Source organism: Hydrogenophaga sp. L310, assembly GCF_055703065.1.
In genome coordinates, this window is sequence record NZ_JBVPZA010000005.1 from 64,497 (window position 1) to 82,721 (window position 18,225).

Annotated in this window: 15 protein-coding genes and 1 pseudogene; 14 read left to right on the plus strand and 2 right to left on the minus strand. The window is 59.8% G+C overall.

The genetic code is table 11. The features are described from left to right. The 13 genes from AC0GNO_RS10575 (at nucleotide 1) to AC0GNO_RS10635 (ending at nucleotide 14,747) form a co-directional block, all read left to right on the plus strand. On the plus strand, nucleotides 1-1,218 hold the full coding sequence (locus AC0GNO_RS10575; protein ID WP_008905463.1) for a CaiB/BaiF CoA transferase family protein: 1,218 nt from the start codon (nucleotides 1-3) through the stop codon (nucleotides 1,216-1,218). A gap of 189 nt (nucleotides 1,219-1,407) precedes the next feature. Further along, the gene (locus tag AC0GNO_RS10580) at nucleotides 1,408-2,205 is read left to right on the plus strand and encodes an ABC transporter ATP-binding protein (protein ID WP_008905462.1); all 798 of its coding nucleotides are present in this window, start codon (nucleotides 1,408-1,410) and stop codon (nucleotides 2,203-2,205) included. Then, nucleotides 2,192-4,135, plus strand: coding sequence for an AMP-dependent synthetase/ligase (locus tag AC0GNO_RS10585; protein ID WP_008905461.1), 1,944 nt, complete (start codon nucleotides 2,192-2,194; stop codon nucleotides 4,133-4,135). Before AC0GNO_RS10580 ends, AC0GNO_RS10585 begins: the two co-directional genes overlap by 14 nt. A gap of 3 nt (nucleotides 4,136-4,138) precedes the next feature. Beyond that, entirely contained in the window at nucleotides 4,139-5,026 is an 888-nt protein-coding gene (locus AC0GNO_RS10590; protein ID WP_008905460.1) for a branched-chain amino acid ABC transporter permease, read from the plus strand. 131 nt (nucleotides 5,027-5,157) lie between these two features. Continuing rightward, the gene (locus AC0GNO_RS10595; protein ID WP_235501455.1) at nucleotides 5,158-6,105 is read left to right on the plus strand and encodes a branched-chain amino acid ABC transporter permease; all 948 of its coding nucleotides are present in this window, start codon (nucleotides 5,158-5,160) and stop codon (nucleotides 6,103-6,105) included. A gap of 10 nt (nucleotides 6,106-6,115) precedes the next feature. Continuing rightward, nucleotides 6,116-6,967 carry an ABC transporter ATP-binding protein gene (locus tag AC0GNO_RS10600; protein WP_008905458.1) on the plus strand — a complete coding sequence of 284 codons (852 nt, stop codon included), beginning with the start codon at nucleotides 6,116-6,118 and terminating at the stop codon, nucleotides 6,965-6,967. Between the two features lie 126 nt (nucleotides 6,968-7,093). Next, nucleotides 7,094-8,350: an ABC transporter substrate-binding protein gene (locus tag AC0GNO_RS10605; protein ID WP_008905457.1), complete on the plus strand. Its 1,257-nt coding sequence runs from the start codon at nucleotides 7,094-7,096 to the stop codon at nucleotides 8,348-8,350. A gap of 93 nt (nucleotides 8,351-8,443) precedes the next feature. Next, the gene (locus AC0GNO_RS10610; RefSeq protein WP_008905456.1) at nucleotides 8,444-9,700 is read left to right on the plus strand and encodes an ABC transporter substrate-binding protein; all 1,257 of its coding nucleotides are present in this window, start codon (nucleotides 8,444-8,446) and stop codon (nucleotides 9,698-9,700) included. Between the two features lie 248 nt (nucleotides 9,701-9,948). Further along, complete coding sequence (locus AC0GNO_RS10615; RefSeq protein WP_008905455.1) at nucleotides 9,949-10,746, plus strand: SDR family NAD(P)-dependent oxidoreductase; 798 nt, start codon at nucleotides 9,949-9,951, stop codon at nucleotides 10,744-10,746. A gap of 59 nt (nucleotides 10,747-10,805) precedes the next feature. Next, the gene (locus AC0GNO_RS10620; RefSeq protein WP_008905454.1) at nucleotides 10,806-11,597 is read left to right on the plus strand and encodes an enoyl-CoA hydratase-related protein; all 792 of its coding nucleotides are present in this window, start codon (nucleotides 10,806-10,808) and stop codon (nucleotides 11,595-11,597) included. Nucleotides 11,598-11,692: 95 nt separating this feature from the next. Further along, nucleotides 11,693-12,325 carry a TetR/AcrR family transcriptional regulator gene (locus AC0GNO_RS10625; RefSeq protein WP_034694552.1) on the plus strand — a complete coding sequence of 211 codons (633 nt, stop codon included), beginning with the start codon at nucleotides 11,693-11,695 and terminating at the stop codon, nucleotides 12,323-12,325. A gap of 144 nt (nucleotides 12,326-12,469) precedes the next feature. Beyond that, a complete protein-coding gene (locus tag AC0GNO_RS10630; protein ID WP_008905452.1) occupies nucleotides 12,470-12,979 on the plus strand; it encodes a MaoC family dehydratase in 510 nt (169 codons plus the stop codon). Nucleotides 12,980-13,040: 61 nt separating this feature from the next. After that, entirely contained in the window at nucleotides 13,041-14,747 is a 1,707-nt protein-coding gene (locus AC0GNO_RS10635) for an electron transfer flavoprotein-ubiquinone oxidoreductase (protein ID WP_008905451.1), read from the plus strand. Nucleotides 14,748-14,867: 120 nt separating this feature from the next. On the opposite strand, the pseudogene AC0GNO_RS10640 reads toward AC0GNO_RS10635, so the two are convergent. Both AC0GNO_RS10640 and AC0GNO_RS10645 read right to left on the minus strand, forming a co-directional pair. Beyond that, nucleotides 14,868-15,333 (minus strand): annotated as a pseudogene (locus AC0GNO_RS10640) (IS30 family transposase); the annotation flags it as partial. A gap of 476 nt (nucleotides 15,334-15,809) precedes the next feature. Next, nucleotides 15,810-16,856 carry an IS110 family RNA-guided transposase gene (locus AC0GNO_RS10645; RefSeq protein ID WP_008905449.1) on the minus strand — a complete coding sequence of 349 codons (1,047 nt, stop codon included), beginning with the start codon at nucleotides 16,854-16,856 and terminating at the stop codon, nucleotides 15,810-15,812. 571 nt (nucleotides 16,857-17,427) lie between these two features. Between AC0GNO_RS10645 and AC0GNO_RS10650 the strand changes: the two genes are divergently transcribed. Then, entirely contained in the window at nucleotides 17,428-18,219 is a 792-nt protein-coding gene (locus AC0GNO_RS10650; RefSeq protein ID WP_008905448.1) for an ABC transporter ATP-binding protein, read from the plus strand. Nucleotides 18,220-18,225 lie beyond the last annotated feature (6 nt).

Here is an 18,225-nt window from a genome sequence, read left to right on the forward strand (position 1 = left end):
ATGGGTAACAGCGCTCCCCTGCCCGCCTTTGGTGCCCTGGCCGGCCTGAAGGTGATTGACCTCTCACGCGTGCTCGGTGGCCCGTACTGTGGACAGATTTTGGCCGACCACGGCGCGCAGGTCATCAAGGTCGAGCCGCCCGCTGGCGACGAGACCCGCGCCTGGGGCCCACCCTTTGCCGACGACGGCACGGCGGCCTACTACAACGGCCTGAACCGCAACAAGCGCGACATCGTGATCGACCTGTCCAAGCCCGAAGGGCGCGAGATCGTTCTCAAGCTGCTGGCGGACGCCGACGTGCTGATCGAGAACTTCAAGATCGGCACGCTGGAGCGCTGGGGCATCGGCTATGAACAAACGCTGCGCGAGCGCTTCCCGCGCCTGATCCACTGCCGGGTCAGCGGCTTCGGCGCCGATGGGCCGCTCGGCGGCGCGCCTGGCTACGACGCGGTGGCGCAGGCACTGGGCGGCCTGATGAGCGTCAACGGCACGCCGGACACCGGCCCGCTGCGGGTCGGTGTCCCGGTGGTCGACATCACCACCGGCCTGTCGGCCGTGATAGGCGTGCTACTGGCGGTGATCGAGCGGCAGCGCTCCGGGCGAGGGCAGTTCGTCGAGGCCACGCTGTACGACACCGCCGTGTCGCTGCTGCATCCGCAAAGTGCAAACTGGTTGCAGTCGGGCCAGACACCCAGGCTCAGCGGCAATGCGCACTCCAACATCGTGCCCTACGACAAGTTTCCGACCCGGACCTGCGAGGTCTTCCTGGGCATCGGCAACAACGGGCAGTGGAAAAAACTGTGCGAGTTCCTCGGCCATCACGACATGGCCAGTGAGCCGCGCTTTGCCACCAACGCCGAGCGTTTTCGCCATCGCGACGAACTGCGTGCCTTGCTAGAGGCGCAGTTGCAAGAGGTGGATGGCGAACAGCTGTGCCGTGACCTACTGGCCGCCGGTATTCCGGCCGGCGCCGTCAGGGCCATTCCGCAGGTATTGACGGACCCCCACACCCTGCATCGGGACATGGTGGTGCAGGTCGAGGGTGTGCCTGGCATCGGCATCCCGGTCAAGCTGTCACGCACACCCGGGCGCGCCCACAGCGCGCCGCCGCGCTTCGGCCAACATACGCGTGAGCTGCTGACGGAGCACGGCTACGGCGCCGCCGCCATTGATGCCCTGATCGCACGGGGAAGCATCGTAGAACACGTTGCGACATGAACTCCGCGTGCCAGAGATTAGGGCAAACCCCATATACCTAACTAATGTTAGGTGCAACAATGAAAAACTTTTATGCAGAACAGAAAATCGGGTCGGCAAGCTGTGCACAGGCAGTTGGTCGACCGTGCTATGTCATAGGCACCCTCAGTGATAAACACCATCAATACCAAAGAGCAGCGGCCAACTCCGATGAAAGCCAGCAACGCGGCGGCAGTGCCCGCCCTCGAATGCCGAGGGCTGGAGCGGCGATTCGGCGGCCTCGTCGCGTTGAAGGATGCCAATTTGCGCATTGAGCGTGGAGAGATCTTCGGCTTGGTTGGCCCCAACGGCAGCGGCAAGACGACCATGACCAACGCCATCACCGGCTTCTTTCCACCCCAAGTCGGCAGCATATGGCTCAATGGCCGCGACATCACCGGCATGGCGCCGCACAAGGTCGCAGCTCTGGGCGTCGCGCGCACGTTCCAGAACCTGGCGCTCTTCAACGGCATGAGCGTGCTTGACAACATCCTGCTGGGGCGTCACATCCACATGAAGCCCGGCGTGGCAAAAACCGCCCTCTACTGGTGGCTGGGTCGCAAGGATGAGATGGCGAGCCGGCTCAAGGTCGAAGAGATTATCGATTTCCTGCAGCTGCAGAGCGTGCGCGACGAGCTGGTGGACAGCATTCCGATCGGACTGAAAAAGCGCGTCGAACTGGCACGCGCGTTGGTGGCCGAACCCAGCTTTCTGGTTCTTGACGAACCGATGGCTGGCATGAACCAGGAGGAAAAGGAATACATGGCCCGTTTTATCCTCGATGCGCGTGCCGAGCGCAATGTCACTGTGCTGCTGATCGAGCACCACATGGATGTGATCACCGGCATCTGCGACCGCATGATGGTGCTCAGCTATGGTGAAACCATCGGAACCGGTATTCCTGCCGACGTGATGAAGGATGAACGTGTGATCAAGGCCTACCTGGGGGGTGCGCATGCAAAGCACTGAAACCAATGCTGCCGAGGGCAGCAACACCACATGGGATATGGGCACCGACACCACCCTCATCCACATTCTGGCTCGCAACGCCGAGTTGCTGGGCAATCGCGTGGCCATGCGCGAAAAGCACCTGGGAATATGGCAGGAGACCACCTGGTCGCAGATGCTGGATACCACGCTCGCCTGCGCGGCCGGCATGGAAAGCCTGGGTTTTAGCGCAGAGGATGCCTTGCTGGTCCTGGGCGACAACCGACCCCGGCTCTACATGGGCATGCTCGCGGCCGGCGTGCTGGGCGGCTACGCGATGCCCGTCTACTCTACTGCAACACCCGACGAAATCCGTCACTTCATGCATGAGACGCATGTCCGCTTTGTCCTGGCAGAAGACCAGGAGCAAGTCGACAAGGTGCTTGATCTGGGCGATCAGGGTGCAACGATCAAGAACATCATTTACGACGAGCCACGCGGCTTGACCAACTATTCGAATCCCGGACTGATTTCGTGGGAAAAGTTGCAGGCCATCGGTGCAGATCGCTTGCGTGCCGAGCCGAAACTGCGAAATGCCTTGATCGAACGGGCGCTGCCCGACGGACCGGCGGTGTTCGTGCACTCGTCGGGGACCACGGGCAAGCCGAAGGGCGTGGTACTGAGCCACCGCAATTTCCTCGCGGGGGTGCGCAACGCCCATCGCGGGGGCGCCTTCACATTTGGCGAGACCATCCTCGCCTATCTGCCCATGGCCTGGGTGGGCGACTTTGCCATCACGGTCGGCGCCGGTGTTGCGCTGCACTTCACCATCAATATCCCCGAACGCCAGGAAACGGTGCTGCACGACCTGCGCGAGGTGGCTCCCACTTTCTATCTGGCGGCACCCCGCAGCTGGGACAACATGCTGACCACCATCCAGGTTCGCATGGAGGATTCGACGCCACTCAAGAAATGGCTCTACGATGTTTTCATGAACTCGGCGCTGGCGTCCGAACGACGCAAGCTCGAGGGAAAACAGCCCAGCCTGACAGAGCGTCTGAAGCGGCAACTGGGAGAGTGGTTGATCTTCGGACCGATCAAGGACCAGTTTGGCCTCACCCGCCTGCGAGGTGCTTTCACCGGCGGCGAGGCCATTGGCGAAGACACTTTTGTTTTTTACCGCGCACTGGGCGTGAAATTGCGACAGTTTTATGGTCAAACTGAAAGCAGCGCCTTCACTGCCTTGCAGGACACCGAAGAAGTACGCCTGCACACGGTCGGCAAACCGCTGCCCGGTGTGGAAGTCAAGATCGGCGACAACGGAGAGGTCTTGATTCGCTCCGGGAGCGTGTTTTCCGGTTACTACAAACTTGAAAATGCCACCCGTGAAGCACTTGAGGACGGCTGGCTGCACACGGGCGATGCAGGTTATATCGAGCCTGATGGACACATGGTGGTGCTCGGACGGTTGTCGGAGGTGGTGTATACCTCCAAAGGCGAACGCTACATTCCGAACTACATTGAGAACCGCCTCAAATTCAGTCCGTACATCAAGGATGTGGCCGTGCTCGGGAGCGGCCGCGACACGCTGGCGGCCATCATCTGCATCGACATGGAGCCGGTGGGCCATTGGGCTGAGGTACGGGGCATTTCCTACATGTCCTATGCCGACCTGTCGCAAAAACCCGAGGTGATCGAACTGGTCACGGCAGCGGTCAAGCGCGTCAACAGCATCCTGCCAGACGGGTTGAAACTGCATCACTTCGTGTCCTTACACAAGGAGTTCGACCCCGACGACGGAGAGGTCACGCGAACCCGCAAGCTGCGCCGCAACGTGGTCGAGGAGCGTTATGCGCCCATCATTGATGCGATCTACGGCGGCCAGCAGACGGTCACGATGAAGGCGCAGATCACGTATGAATCCGGTGAAGTCGGCACCATCGAGCGCCAACTCTCGGTGCAGGAGATTTAAATTATGGATTTTTCACTGTTTGCCGAATTGGCCATCAATGGCGCGCTGTCGGGGCTCATGTATTCACTGGTCGCCATGGGCATCGTGATCATCTACAAGTCATCCTCGGTGCCTAACCTGGCGCAAGGTGCGATGACCATGCTGGGTGCCTATGTCGTGCTGGCCATCGCCAATGGATTGGGCGTGTCGATGTGGGTCGCCATCCCGCTGGCCATGGGAACGATGTTCTTTGTCGGAATGGGCATCGAGCGGGTGGCGTTGCGCCGGCTGGCGGGCCGCCCCATCATCATGATCCTGATGATGACACTGGGGCTGGACATCTTTATACGCGCGACAACAATGGCCATCTGGGGCGGCTCTGGCCTTCCGCTGTCCATTGGCATCAGCGACGACCCGCTGTTTCTGGGGCCGGTGCTGCTCAGTCGGGCTTATGTGGTGGGCGCCGTGATGGCCATCGCGCTGTTTTTGGTCTTGATGTTCTTCTTTCGCACGCGCAGGGGCATTGTCCTGCGCGCCATCTCCGACGATTACATCGCATCGTGGTCGATCGGTATTTCGGTTGAACGCGGGGTGGCGTTTTCCTGGGCCATGTCCTCGGTTCTGGCCACCACGGCCGGCGTGTTATGGGGCTCGGTTCAAGGGGTCAGCCAGGCGCTGGCGCTGCTTTTGCTCAAGGGCTTGACCGTCGCCGTTTTGGGCGGTCTTGACAGCATCGGCGGCGCCATTCTGGCCGGCTTGCTGCTGGGCCTTCTTGAAGGCGTTGCATCTGGCTATCTCGACCCCTTGGTTGGCGGTGGTAGCCGCGACCTGGTGGTTGCCACAATACTGATTCTGACCATCCTGATTCGGCCGCATGGCCTGTTCGGGCGCCACGACATTGAAAGGATCTGAAGGTCATGCTATTTCGTCAATCAGGAATTTTCCATACCAATTACGCCAACGCGCGCTCGCTTTTTCCGCTCCCCGCGGATCGCTGGATGATCGGCTTGTTGCTGGCCTTTGCGTTAACTGCGCCATTCACCATGAGCACGCTCGTCCTCAGCACCCAGTTGTTACCGTGGCTGGTGTGGACTGCGGCCGTGCTCGGCTTGAACCTGATCCTGGGCTGGACCGGACAGTTCCACTTCGGCTATGCCGCCATCATGGGCATCGGCGCCTACACGGCGGTGCACGGCGTACGCAACGGCATTCCCTGGGAGATCGCGATGGTGCTCGGCGGCGTGATGGCCGCTGTGATCGGCATCGTTTTCGCTTTCGCGGCGCTGCGCGTGAAAGGCCTGTATCTGGCGCTCAGCACGCTGGCCCTGCAGTTCGTCATGGACTGGGTGATCTCCCACGTGCCGGCCATCAGCGGCGGCACCCAGGCCACACTGCAGGCACCTGACATCAGCCTGCTCGGCCAGGCCATCACCTCGGATACCGGACTCTATTACGTGGCGCTGGGCTGGTGCCTGATCGTCACCGTGTTCATGCTCAACTTGCGCCGCACCGGGCTTGGCCGCGCGCTCATTGCGGTGCGTGAAAAGGACTTCGCTGCGGCGGTCATTGGCGTGCACAGCCTGTATTACAAGCTGGTGGCGTTCGCCACCTCGTCCTTCATTGGCGGCATCAGCGGCGCCATCCTGATCTTCACCTTCTACCGAGCAGCCACACCGGAGCAATTTGCCGTCAATGTCTCCATCGAGTTGCTGGCCATGGTGATCGTCGGCGGACTGGGCAGCATCATCGGCAGCTATTTTGGGGCCGCCTTCATTCTGTTGATGCCCGGCCTGATGAACAGTCTGATCGGCTGGCTGGCGCAGCTCCTGGGCATCTCGCTCGGGATCGAAACGCTGGCCCACATTCCACATGCGGTTTATGGCGCGCTGATCATTATTTTCCTGCTGGTTGAGCCTATGGGGCTGGGCAAGATGTACACCAATCTGCGCAACTACCTGCTGGTCTGGCCCTTCGGCTACGCCCGAAAGTAAAAACGACATCATGGCGACTGACAACTTGACTTCCACCCCAACGCTGATGCAAAACCAGACTGCGGAACCTGCCTTGATATTGTCACTGAACAATGTCGAGGTCATCTACGATCATGTATCGCTCGCCATCAAGGGCGTTTCGATCGATGTGCCGCAAGGCGACATGGTGGCACTGCTGGGCGCCAACGGCGCTGGCAAAAGCACGACGCTGAAGTCGATCAGCGGCCTGCTGCGCCCTGAGCGCGGCCTGGTAACCCGCGGTGAGGTGCAATTCCTGGGTCAGAACATCGATGCACTGGCGCCGCAGGAGCGCGTCAAGCTCGGTATCGTGCATGTGCTGGAAGGGCGGCGTGTGTTCGAACACATGACGCCTGACGAAAACCTGGTGGCGGCCTCGGCGGTTCGTGGCACCCGCCAAGACATGCTGCGTAACAAGGATATGGTTTACAGCTACTTCCCGCGCTTGCATCAGCGGCGCACCGCGCAGTCCGGCTACCTGTCAGGCGGCGAGCAGCAGATGCTGGCCATTGGCCGTGCCTTGATGACGCAACCCAAGCTGCTGATGCTTGACGAGCCGAGTCTTGGTCTCGCGCCTTTTCTGGTGGCCGAGATTTTCGACATTGTTCGGCGCATCAACAAGGAAGAAGGCCTGTCCGTTCTGCTGGTGGAACAAAACGCAATTGCAGCTTTAGAGGTCGTCTCGCATGGCTATCTGATCGAGAACGGACGCGTGGTGATGCATGACAGCGCAGAAGCCATGAAGAAAAACCCGGACATCCAGGAGTTCTATCTAGGAGGCACCGAAGGGCGAAGCTTCCATGACATCAAACACTATAGTCGGCGCAAACGCTGGCTCACCTGAAACGAGTTTCTCGTAGCATGAACACCTCCACATCGCGTCGAGCTCTCGCATTAAGTCTTGGGCACGACCGGCATGCCTACTACAGACTGCATTTCACCCCGTGCTAGCTAAACAGGAGACATCACCATGAAAATCAAACTGCTTTCAATTCTTGCTGGCGTGGGGATGGCGATGTCCAATGTCCAGCCCGCGCTGGCCCAGGCCCAGACCGAACCGATTAAATTTGCGCTATGTTACGACCTGAGCAAGGTTTACGCCTTCGCCGTACCGCAAGTTGCCCAGGCCGCGCGCGACTATGCGCAGATACTCAACCAGAAAGGCGGCATCGAAGGCCATCCGGTCGAGATTCTGGTTCAAGACCATGGCAACGAACCGCAGCGGGGCATCGAGTGCTATGAAAAGATGAAGCGCGAGGGTGCGATCACCTTCGACTTCTTTTCCACGCCGGTCGGGCGCGCGCTGCTGCCGCGCGCAATGCAGGACAACAATGTGATGATTTCATCCTTTACTGGCCGCAGCGATGCAGTCGACGGCGATGTGTTCAAGTGGATATTCCCCATCGGGCCCACCTATTGGAGCCAAGCAGCCAATAACATCCAGTACATCAAGTCCAAGTCGAACAACAACCTGAAGGGGGTGAAGATCGCATTCTTTTACCTGGACACCGCGTTTGGGTTGGAACCCATCGGCGTGTTGAAGACACTCGCGGCCAAGGAAGGCTTCGACCTCCAATTGTTCCCGAACCCGCTGCCTGGTAACAATCAGTCAGGGGCATGGTCCCAGATCCGCCGCTTCAACCCCGATTGGGTCATCAGCTGGAATCTGGGCAACATGCACGTTGTTGCCTCGCGCGAAATGAAACGCAACGCCATGCCGATGGACAAGTACATCGCAGTCAATTGGTTCAACGAAGTGGACATCGCGAACATTGGCGCCGACGCAGCCAAGGGCATCAAGCGCGGCACTAATGTGGTGGGCGGTCAGGAGCACCCGCTGATCCAGCAGATCCTGAAGGATCTGTATGACAAGGGAAAGGGCAACGGCGACCGCAAGCATACCAATGACATCTTCTACAACACTGGGCTGGCCACCTACGCTCCTGTTTTCGAAGGCGCGCGTCTGGCAATCAAGCAGTATGGCTGGCCTCTGACATCCGACAAGATGAAGCGCGGGCTGGAGAGCCTGCGCAACTTCGACGCTAACGGCCTCATCGCCCCTGTAACTGTGACGGCCAAGGACCATGGCGGCGGCGGCAAGACGCGCATCGACATGTGGGATGGCGCGAAGTGGGTGCCAGAGACTGGCTGGTTCTCCGCATACGACGATGTAGTCCAGGAAAGCGCCAAGAAGGAATCGGCGGAGTTCGCCAAGTCGAAGCAGTAGCGATACGCCTCGGTCAGGCCTCGGGCACGACTGTACGGCGTGCCTTCTACAGACTGCATTTCACCCCGTACTAACTAAACAGGAAACATCATCATGAAAATCAAACTGCTTTCCATTCTTGCTGGCCTGGGATTGGCGCTGGCCGGTCTGCAGTCCGCGCAGGCGCAGGCACCAGCCCAGCCCGTCAAATTCGCGCTTTGTTATGACCTGAGTAAATCCTACGGCTTTGTGACGCCACAAATTGCCCAGGCGGCGAATGACTATGCCAAGGTATTGAATCAGAAAGGCGGCATTGAAGGCCACCCCATCGAGATACTGGTTCAAGACCATGGCAACGAGCCGCAGCGTGGCATCGAGTGCTACGAAAAGATGAAACGCGAAGGCGCCGTTGCCTTTGATTTCCTGTCCACGCCGGTTTCCCGCGCCGTTCTGCCGCGCGCCATGGCGGATGGCAATGTGATGGTGCAATCCTTTGTAGGTCGTGGCGATGCGGTCGATGGTGATGTGTTCAAGTGGATTTTCCCCATTGGGCCCACCTACTGGGGTCAAATGGCCAACAATATCCACTACATCAAAACCAAGTCCAACAACAATCTCAAGGGCGTGAAGATTTCGTTCATCTACCCCGACTATCCGTTCGGGCAGGAACCGATCGGCGTGTTGAAGACACTTGCGGCCAAAGAGGGCTTTGACCTGCAGTTGGTTCCCAACCCGATGCCGGGCAATGACCAGGCCGCCGCTTGGTCCCAGATCCGCCGCAACAACCCCGACTGGGTGATCAGCTGGAACCTGGCCGGCATGCACGTCGTCGCCTCGCGCGAAATGAAGCGCAACGGCATCCCGATGGACAAGTACATTTCCGTCAATTGGCTCAACGAAGTTGACCTTGCCAACATTGGTCTGGAAAACGCAAAAGGCCTCAAGCGCGGCACCAACGTTACGGGTGGACAGAGCCACCCGCTGATGCAGCAGATCATCAAGGACCTGTATGAGAAAAACAAGGGCAGCGGTGACCGCAAGCATCTCAACGATGTTTACTACAACACCGGTCTGGCCATCTATGCCAGCGTTTTCGAAGGCGCTCGCCTAGCCATCAAACAAAGTGGCTGGCCCCTCAACCCTGACAAAATGAAGCGCGGACTGGAAAGCTTGAAAAACTTTGATGCCGAAGGCCTGATCGCCCCCGTGACGGTGACCGCCAAAGACCATGGCGGCGGCGGCAAAACCCGCATCGACATGTGGGACGGCGCCAAGTGGGTGCCCCAGACTGACTGGTTCTCGGCGTATGACGACGTGGTCCAGGACATCGTGAAGAAAGAATCTGGCGAGTTCGCCAAGAACAAACAGTAATTGCCTTCCCTTGGGATGGTTCACGGTCAGGCGCGTTGCGCACTGATAGTGAACCATCCCATCTTGTTTCTCGGATTTTCATCCCTCTCTTGAATCGACAGGTGGCAGCCTATGCCACAGTGGATTGCAGTGGTAGCTGCCAGGCGCACCATCCAACACAGGAAATCTCGCTCGCTGTCTAACTATCGTTAGATAGTTATAATTTCATCCTCACCAATGTGGCGCCTAAAGCGCAAGGAGCAATCAGTATGGATCTCGAACTAAAAGGAAAATCGGTCATCGTCACGGGTGGCGGCTCGAACATTGGCCGCGGCATCGTGCTCGGCTTCGCCGCGGAAGGCGCCAACATCACCATCGGCGACATCGACGAAAGTCAGGCGCAAAAGACGGCAGAACTCGCGCTGGCGAGCGGCGCGGCGTCGGCGCAGGTTGTCAAGACCGATGTCACCCAACTTGACCAGGTGCAAGCCATGTTCAAGGCAGCCTCGGACAAGTTCGGCGGCGTCGATGTCCTCGTCAACAACGTCGGCTGGGACCAGTTGATGTTCTTCACGCAGACGACCCCCGATCTGTGGCAAAAGATCATCAACATCAACTACCTCGGCGTTCTCAACTGCACCAAGACCGCGCTTGAAGTCATGGTTCCTCGCAACGCCGGCTCAATCGTCTCCATCAGCTCTGATGCCAGTCGGCAAGGTGAGCCACGTGAAGCGGTGTATGGCGGCGTCAAGGCTGCCATCAACAGCTTCATGAAAACGATCGCCAAGGAAAACGGGCGTTACGGCATCCGCTGCAACGTGGTATGCCCCGGCGTCACTATCCCCAGTACCACCGACGAAGTGGGCGGAAGCAGCATGTGGATTGATGCCGACAGTATGTTCACGCCGGAGCAACTGGAAAAAGTCGCCAAGGCGCTGCCGTTGCGCAAGGTGGGACGGCCGCAGGATATTGCCAATGCCGTCGTCTTCCTGTCTTCAGCGAAGGCTGCGGGCCATGTCACCGGGCAGGTTCTTTCAGTGTCTGGTGGTTACAGCATGATTGGGTAAACGCCCGGGCACGGTCGAAAGACATGCGGCATTGAAATAACAGACAAAAAGGAAAACCCATGGAATTCAAGGACATCCTCTACGAAGAACTCGACTCGGTGGCCTACATCGCGATCAACCGCCCCGAAGTGATGAATGCGTTTCGCGGCCAGACCGTCGAGGAACTGCTGCAGGCATTCATGAAAGCAGGCTGGGACAAGCGAATCGCCGCCATTGTGCTCACCGGGACGGGTGACCGTGCTTTCTGCACCGGCGGCGATCAGTCGGCTCATGCCGGCCAGTATGACGGCCGGGGCACCATCGGTATCCCGGTGGAAGAGTTTCACAGCGCCATTCGTGACGTGCCCAAGCCCGTGATCGCCCGCGTGCAGGGTTACGCCATTGGCGGCGGCAATGTCCTGGCCACCTTGTGCGACATGACCATTGCCTCGGAAAAGGCCGTGTTTGGCCAAGTCGGCCCGAAAGTAGGCTCGGTCGACCCTGGCTGGGGCACGGCTTACCTGAGCCATGTGGTTGGCGAAAAGAAAGCCCGCGAGATCTGGTACATGTGCCGCCGCTACAGTGCACAGGAGGCCCTGGCCATGGGTCTGTGCAACACCGTCGTGCCCCACGACCGGCTCGACGCCGAAGTCGCCCGCTGGTGCAAGGAAATTGTCGAAAAAAGTCCGACGGCTCTGGCGATCGCGAAACGTTCGTTCAATGCATCCACCGAGCACATTCGCGGGATCGGCAGCCTGGGACTTCAAGCGCTGAGCCTGTACTACGACACGGCAGAGTCCAAAGAAGGCGTGAGCGCTTTCCTGGAAAAACGCCGGCCTGATTTCAGGCAGTGGACCAACGGGAGCAAGTGAGCAACTACTTGCGACGCGCCAATGCACGAGTCTGCCCCTTCGACCAAAGCCAAGTTTGATACGATTTGCTTTTTTGGATCTAACTATCGGTCATTATGAAGCCAAGTACAGAAGCAAAGCTCAGCAAAGATAACGCAGATGGCCCCGCTACACGTGAACGGGTGCTGCTCGAAGCTGCACGGCTGTTCAGGCATCATGGCTATGCGGCAACTACTTTGCGCGAGGTTGCGGATGCTGCCGGCGTCAAAGCCGGCAGCATCTACTATCACTTCGAATCGAAAGAGCAGATCCTGGGCGAGGTACTGGACAAAGGTATCACCATCGTCGCCGATGCCGTGCGCACCCGTGTTGCGGCTCTTCCCGAAAGTGCACCCTGGCGAGACCGAATCGCCGCTGGCATTGAAGGCCATCTCTGGGGAATGCTGCATTATGGCGACTTTACGTCAGCCAACATCCGCATCTACGGCCAAATCCCGATCAGCGCAAAAAATCGCCACCGGATCGTGCGGCGGGCTTACGCAGACTATTGGGATCGGCTGTTCGAATCAGCGCTCGCCAGCGGCGAGTTGCGCCAGGACACAAGCACGGCCATGATTCGGCTTTTCGTGATTGGTGCATTGAACTGGACCGTCGAGTGGTACAACCCCCAACGAGGCTCGTTTCAGGATTTCTCACGCCAAATCACAGCGATCGTGTTCGATGGAATTCTCCTGCATGACAAAGCATAGCCGCAATGCATTGCCGGCAACTTCAATAGGCCGGGCAGAGAGACGGACAACCATGGTCCCCATGTCGCCTACGTGGCTCAGTGGCACGCCAACCGACTGCATCTTGGAAATCGCAAATTGAACAACACACCGAAGGATCAAAAAATGACTGTCAAGGAAGGGTGGCCCGGCCGGTTCTATGAAGACTTCGAGGTCGGCGACGAGTATCGGCATGCCCTCGGCCGCACCCTGACCCAGAACGACAACATCTGGTTCACGTTGCTGACGCAAAACACGGCTCCGCTGCACTTCGATGCCCACTACGCCGCGCAGACGGAGTTCGGCCGCCCGCTCATCAATTCCTGCCTCACGCTGGCCCTCGTGACGGGGCAGACGGTGAGCGATGTCTCGCAAAACGTCATGGCCAACCTGGGGTGGGACGAAGTTCGACTTCCGCATCCAGTGTTTGAAGGCGACACGATTTACTCCCGCACCACGGTACTGGATAGGCGCGAGTCGCGGTCGCGAACCAATGTCGGCGTCGTCACGGTGCGCACCGAAGGCTACAACCAGAGCGGCGTGATTGTCTGCACCTTCAAACGCACGGTGATGGTCTACAAACGTGACGGCGCACCGCGCACCGCACCGCCGCTGCCGGTCGACAGCCGGCCCTGACCTCCCCTTTTTATTTCGTCAACTTCGGCCCCAGGGTCGCCAACTTTTTGACTCTCTCCGCATGAAGCCCACCTCCCTGCTCGAACAATACGGCCCGCGCGAGGCGATGGAATACGACGTGGTAGTGGTGGGTGCCGGCCCCGGCGGTTTGGCCACAGCCATCCGCCTCAAGCAGCTCGCGGCAGCAAAGGGCGCGGACGTCTCCGTGGTGCTGCTGGAGAAAGGCTCCGCGCCCGGTGCTCACATCCTCTCCGGCGCGGTCATGGACCCCATCGCGCTGAACGAACTCTTCCCCAACTGGAAGGAGCTGGGCGCACCGCTGAACCAACCCGTCACCGGTGACGACGTGCTTTTCCTGAGCGAAACCGGCTCCAAGCGCACGCCCAACTTCCTGGTGCCCGACTGCTTCCACAACGAGGGCAATTACGTCATCAGCCTGGGCGCCCTGACCCAGTGGCTGGGCGAGCAGGCGGAAGCCCTGGGCGTGGAAATCTTCCCCGGCTTCACAGCCGCCGAGGTGCTGTACAACGACAACGGTTCGGAGAGCGGGAATTTACCTTCGGTAAAGGGTGTCGCCACCGGCAACCTTGGCATTGGCAAGGACGGCCTGCCGCACGACGGCTTCCAGCTCGGCATGGAGTTGCATGCCAAATACACCATCTTTGCCGAAGGCGCGCGCGGCCATCTGGGCAAACAGCTCATCACGAAATACAAGCTCGACGAAGGCCGCGATCCACAAAGCCATGCCATCGGCATCAAGGAACTGTGGGAGATCGACCCGGCCCGCGCCCAACCTGGTCGGGTGGTGCACACGGCCGGCTGGCCGATGGACAGCCAGACCTACGGCGGCGGTTTTCTCTACCACTTGGAAGGCAACAAGGTCACGCTGGGCTTCGTCACCGGGCTCGACTACAAGAACCCATGGCTCAGCCCCTTTGAGGAAATGCAGCGCTGGAAGGCCCACCCCGCCATTCGCGCCCACATCGAAGGTGGCAAGCGCATCGGCTACGGCGCGCGCGCCATCACCGCCGGTGGCCTGGTCAGCCTGCCCAAGACCGTGTTCCCGGGCGGCGCGCTGGTCGGCTGTGATGCCGGCTACCTGAACGCCGCACGCATCAAAGGCAGCCACGCCGCCATCAAGAGCGGCATGCTGGCCGCCGAAGCCGCGTTTGAAGCCCTGGCCGCCGGACGCAGCGGCGACGAACTCAGCGCCTACCCCGCTGCGTTCAAAAACAGCTGGCTGCACACCGAACTCGACCAGTCGCGCAACTTCAAACAGTGGTTCAAGAAGGGCAGCCTCGTCGGAGCCCTGATGACCGGCATTGAACAGTGGCTGCTGCCCAGGCTTGGCATCAAGCGTCCGCCCTGGACGATCCACCGCACCCAGGCCGACCACGCCAGCCTGCGCCCGGCCGCCGAGATGCCGCAGATCAGCTACCCCAAGCCCGACGGCAAGCTCACCTTCGACCGGCTCTCCAGCGTGTTCGTCAGCAACACCAACCACGAAGAAAACCAGCCCGCGCACCTGACGCTCAAGGACGCCAGCGTGCCGGTGCAGATCAATCTGGCGAAATACGCCGGCCCCGAGAGCCGTTACTGCCCGGCCGGCGTTTACGAATTCGTAAAGAACGACGACGGCTCGGACCGGCTGCAGATCAACGCGCAGAACTGCGTGCACTGCAAGACCTGCGACATCAAGGATCCGACTCAGAACATCGTCTGGGTCACGCCCGAAGGCGGCGGCGGGCCGAACTACGCGGGAATGTAGCCGAGAGTGATTCAAATCTAAAGTGCAATACCCTGGGTTTCAATGAACGAGGGTGGGTGTTGCGTGCTATTGAGCAGGAGGTCCCGATAGACTGCCAGAGGGGGATCGTGCGCCCTACCCCTTCCAGGGCGGGTTGTTGATCTGATCGGCAATCGCATCGAGCTGCTCCTGGCTGTACCCTGAGAGGTCCGAGCCCTTGGGCTGGTACTGGCGCACCAGTTCGTTGGAGTTCTCGTTAGAGCCTCGCTGCCAAGGGCTGTGGGGGTAACAGAAGTACACCGCAATGTCCGTGGGTCGGCTCAGTTCCCTGTGCATCGCCTTCTCCCGGCACTGGTCGTACGTCATGCTCTGGCACATAGGCTCAGCGAGCCTCAGCAGCTTGTCAGAGAAGGCCTGCAGGACATTGACCGCGCTGGCGGGCTTGAACCCGTGCAGCTTGATGAGCATGAGCAGCCCGACTGGTGCACTCCACCAGGGTGCCCACCGCGCTGGCGTTCGCAGCACCCTTGATCAGGTCACCCTCCCCGTGCCCGGGCAACTGCCGGTCTTCAATCTCGGGCGGACGCACATGGATGCTCACCATGTCCATCTATTGATCCGGCCCTTTGAAGTCGCGAGTCGTGGACGGACTGCCACAGGCAAACGATCCACGAAAGTTCAAGATTCATGGGGCCGGAGCAATAGTATCTGAGCTCTTCGGCCTTTTCCTTTGTTGCGAGGTAGTCGTTTGCGCTTGGGTGGGCTGCTTTGAATCTGCGGACCGTACTCGGGGGCAGGTGTTGCACTTACATGGTCCGCCCAAGGAGTGCAAGCGTTGGCGTCGTGAAAGCTTGAAAGGACTGCTGCCTTACATTCGGGCTGTTTGTGCAGTTGGTTCTGCTGCCCATGATGGCTATTCGCGGTCGAGGCTCCAATCTTCAGACCGTACTCAAGGTACTAGTGCAACACCGGAATGTCCCCTACCTGGTTTGACCTTCAATCCATCACTCCGCTTTCTGCAGGCGCTCCTTCAAAACGGTTCGGTTCAGTTGTTTGACGGTATGGCGTTCTGTTGTGGTTACATCAGACAGCGACCGGATCAATGGGATTCCACTTGACTTGTTCAAAGACTGTGCCTTTGGCCAGGACCGCCCAGACCGTACGTGCCATCTTGTTAGCCAATGCCACGACGACCACGTTGTAGTGCCGCCGCGCCAGAAGTCGAGTGATCCAACTCGACTTGTCGGCTCTGGCAATCACGGCCCTGGCTCCCGCGATCAGCAGGGTGCGCAAGTAGGTATCACCACGCTTGGAGATGCCAAGCTGTTGTGTCTTTCCACCTGTTCCCACCTGTCGCGGTGTCAAGCCTGCCCACGATGCAAACTGGTGCCCGGATTTGAAGGTCGAGAAGTCTCCGACGGCCGCCACCAGCGCCGAGGCCGTCAAGTCCCCAACGCCCGGGATTTGCTGGATCGCCTGCATCTGGCGGTCCTCGCGAATCATGGCACGCAGCCGCTGACCAAGGTGGTCGATGTCTTCTTGCAAGGCGTCAATGCGTTTGAGTTGCTCTTGCACGCTGAGCACCAGATCGGCTGTTAGCTGATCAGCCTGCTGCGCCTTGGCCAGCTCGCCCTGAATCGCCTTGAGCAACTGGCTGTGCCCGACCGGCAGAGCGATGCCGAACTCGGCCAGCATGCCGCGCAGTGCGTTGGTTTGCATGACCCGCATCTTCATGAGCTGACGACGCATGCCGTGCAACGCCATGCAAGTCTGCTGGCGCTCCGTCTTGACAGGCACGGGCTTGAGGTGCGGCTGTTGAGCAGCCACCCAGATCGCTTGCGCGTCCATGGCGTCGGTCTTGTCGCGCAGCAAGAAGGCCTTGATGTGCTGGGCAGGCAGCAGCTTGACCTGGTGCCCCAGGGAACTGATCACCCGCGCCCAGTGGTGGGCTGTGCCGCACGCCTCCATCGCAACTAGGCTGCGCTGGCACTTGGCGAAGAACTCGGTGAGCTTGGCGCGCTTGATCTGGCGACGCTGGATTTCACCAGTCTGAATATCGACGATGTGCAACTGGAAGACGGACTTGGCCAGATCCAGACCAATGACGGGCAGATTTGCAGTAGATTGCATGGTGGGGCCTCCAGATCAAGTGGTTGCAAGAACCTCCACTTTGGCACTCGGATGCCGTTTCTGCGAGGCCCCACCGTCGACCGATGGCAGCCTCATTTCAGCAGCAGCGCTGTAGGTGGGCGGACCGTGCCATCTTCAGTCTTGAATGCGCCGACGGTGAATCACCGGCATTCATGCTGTAGCGAGCCTGGCCAGAAGTTGCCGCCCGCACTTGCACCCGGACTTGATGGCACCTGCATAGGGATTTCCCGAGTTGACGCCAGCCTAACTACCGTTAGATTAACGCCATGCAAACAAGGCATGGCGCCTACCGAACGGCAAGGCACATGGCAGGCACGCTGCCCAACACGGCCAACACGGCCAACACGGGACAACCTTTGAGAAAATTAACTGCCCCCTCGACCGGCACCCTGGCAACCAGAGACCATGGTCGCGCCCATGCACCCGGCCCATCCGAGCCGAAGGTCTGCACGACTGCGGCTGCCATCCTGGCGCACCCATCCACTACGCTCGACCGGCAAACCCGTTCAATGGTTAAGTCGCCGCAGCACAGCGCAAGTAACGGCCTGTCATGCTGAATCTCACCAATGTCCAGATCGTTTACGACAACACCATCGAGGCGGTGCGAGAGGCCTCATTGGCCGTCGGCAAAGGTCGCATAGTCGCCCTGCTCGGTTCCAACGGGGCCGGGAAATCAACCACGCTCAAAGGCATTTCGGGCGTTCTGTATCCGGAAGACGGTGAGATCAAGGGTGGCCAGATCACGTTTGAAAACCGCCAGCTGACCGGCCTGGCGCCGGACGAAATCGTGCGCGCCGGCGTGGTCATGGTGCCCGAGGGGCGCCGCCTGTTCGACCAGCTGACGGTCGAGGAAAACCTCGTGATGGGCGGCTACACACGCAGTCTGACAGACGCCAGGCGCCAGATGGAGATGGTGTATGGGCTGTTCCCGCGTCTGGTGCAAAAACGCAGCACGGTGTCGGGCTACCTGTCGGGCGGCGAACAGCAGATGGTGGCCATCGGCCGCGCGCTGATGTCGTCCCCGAAACTGCTGATGCTCGACGAGCCCACGCTCGGTCTGGCGCCACAGATCAGCGAAGAGATTTTCGACATCATCACCCGCCTGTGCCGCCAGGAAGGCATGGGCATTCTCCTGGTGGAGCAGAACGCACAGATGGCGCTGGCCATTGCCGACTATGGCTACATCATGGAAAACGGCCGCGTGGTGCTCGACGGTGAGGCCGACAAGATGCTGCGCAACGACGACGTGCGCGAGTTCTACCTAGGCTTCGGCGAAGGTGGATCGCGCAAGAACATGCGCGACGTGAAGCATTACAAGCGGCGCAAACGCTGGCTGTCCTGAGAAAAA

What these genes read in the sequence shown, in the direction of transcription:
- AC0GNO_RS10575 (WP_008905463.1), top strand. Translation starts at nt 1, where the DNA reads ATGGGTAACAGCGCTCCCCTGCCCGCCTTTGGTGCCCTGGCCGGCCTG.
- AC0GNO_RS10580 (WP_008905462.1), top strand. Translation starts at nt 1,408, where the DNA reads ATGAAAGCCAGCAACGCGGCGGCAGTGCCCGCCCTCGAATGCCGAGGG.
- AC0GNO_RS10585 (WP_008905461.1), top strand. Translation starts at nt 2,192, where the DNA reads ATGCAAAGCACTGAAACCAATGCTGCCGAGGGCAGCAACACCACATGG.
- AC0GNO_RS10590 (WP_008905460.1), top strand. Translation starts at nt 4,139, where the DNA reads ATGGATTTTTCACTGTTTGCCGAATTGGCCATCAATGGCGCGCTGTCG.
- AC0GNO_RS10595 (WP_235501455.1), top strand. Translation starts at nt 5,158, where the DNA reads ATGAGCACGCTCGTCCTCAGCACCCAGTTGTTACCGTGGCTGGTGTGG.
- AC0GNO_RS10600 (WP_008905458.1), top strand. Translation starts at nt 6,116, where the DNA reads ATGGCGACTGACAACTTGACTTCCACCCCAACGCTGATGCAAAACCAG.
- AC0GNO_RS10605 (WP_008905457.1), top strand. Translation starts at nt 7,094, where the DNA reads ATGAAAATCAAACTGCTTTCAATTCTTGCTGGCGTGGGGATGGCGATG.
- AC0GNO_RS10610 (WP_008905456.1), top strand. Translation starts at nt 8,444, where the DNA reads ATGAAAATCAAACTGCTTTCCATTCTTGCTGGCCTGGGATTGGCGCTG.
- AC0GNO_RS10615 (WP_008905455.1), top strand. Translation starts at nt 9,949, where the DNA reads ATGGATCTCGAACTAAAAGGAAAATCGGTCATCGTCACGGGTGGCGGC.
- AC0GNO_RS10620 (WP_008905454.1), top strand. Translation starts at nt 10,806, where the DNA reads ATGGAATTCAAGGACATCCTCTACGAAGAACTCGACTCGGTGGCCTAC.
- AC0GNO_RS10625 (WP_034694552.1), top strand. Translation starts at nt 11,693, where the DNA reads ATGAAGCCAAGTACAGAAGCAAAGCTCAGCAAAGATAACGCAGATGGC.
- AC0GNO_RS10630 (WP_008905452.1), top strand. Translation starts at nt 12,470, where the DNA reads ATGACTGTCAAGGAAGGGTGGCCCGGCCGGTTCTATGAAGACTTCGAG.
- AC0GNO_RS10635 (WP_008905451.1), top strand. Translation starts at nt 13,041, where the DNA reads ATGAAGCCCACCTCCCTGCTCGAACAATACGGCCCGCGCGAGGCGATG.
- AC0GNO_RS10645 (WP_008905449.1), bottom strand. Translation starts at nt 16,856, where the DNA reads ATGCAATCTACTGCAAATCTGCCCGTCATTGGTCTGGATCTGGCCAAG.
- AC0GNO_RS10650 (WP_008905448.1), top strand. Translation starts at nt 17,428, where the DNA reads ATGCTGAATCTCACCAATGTCCAGATCGTTTACGACAACACCATCGAG.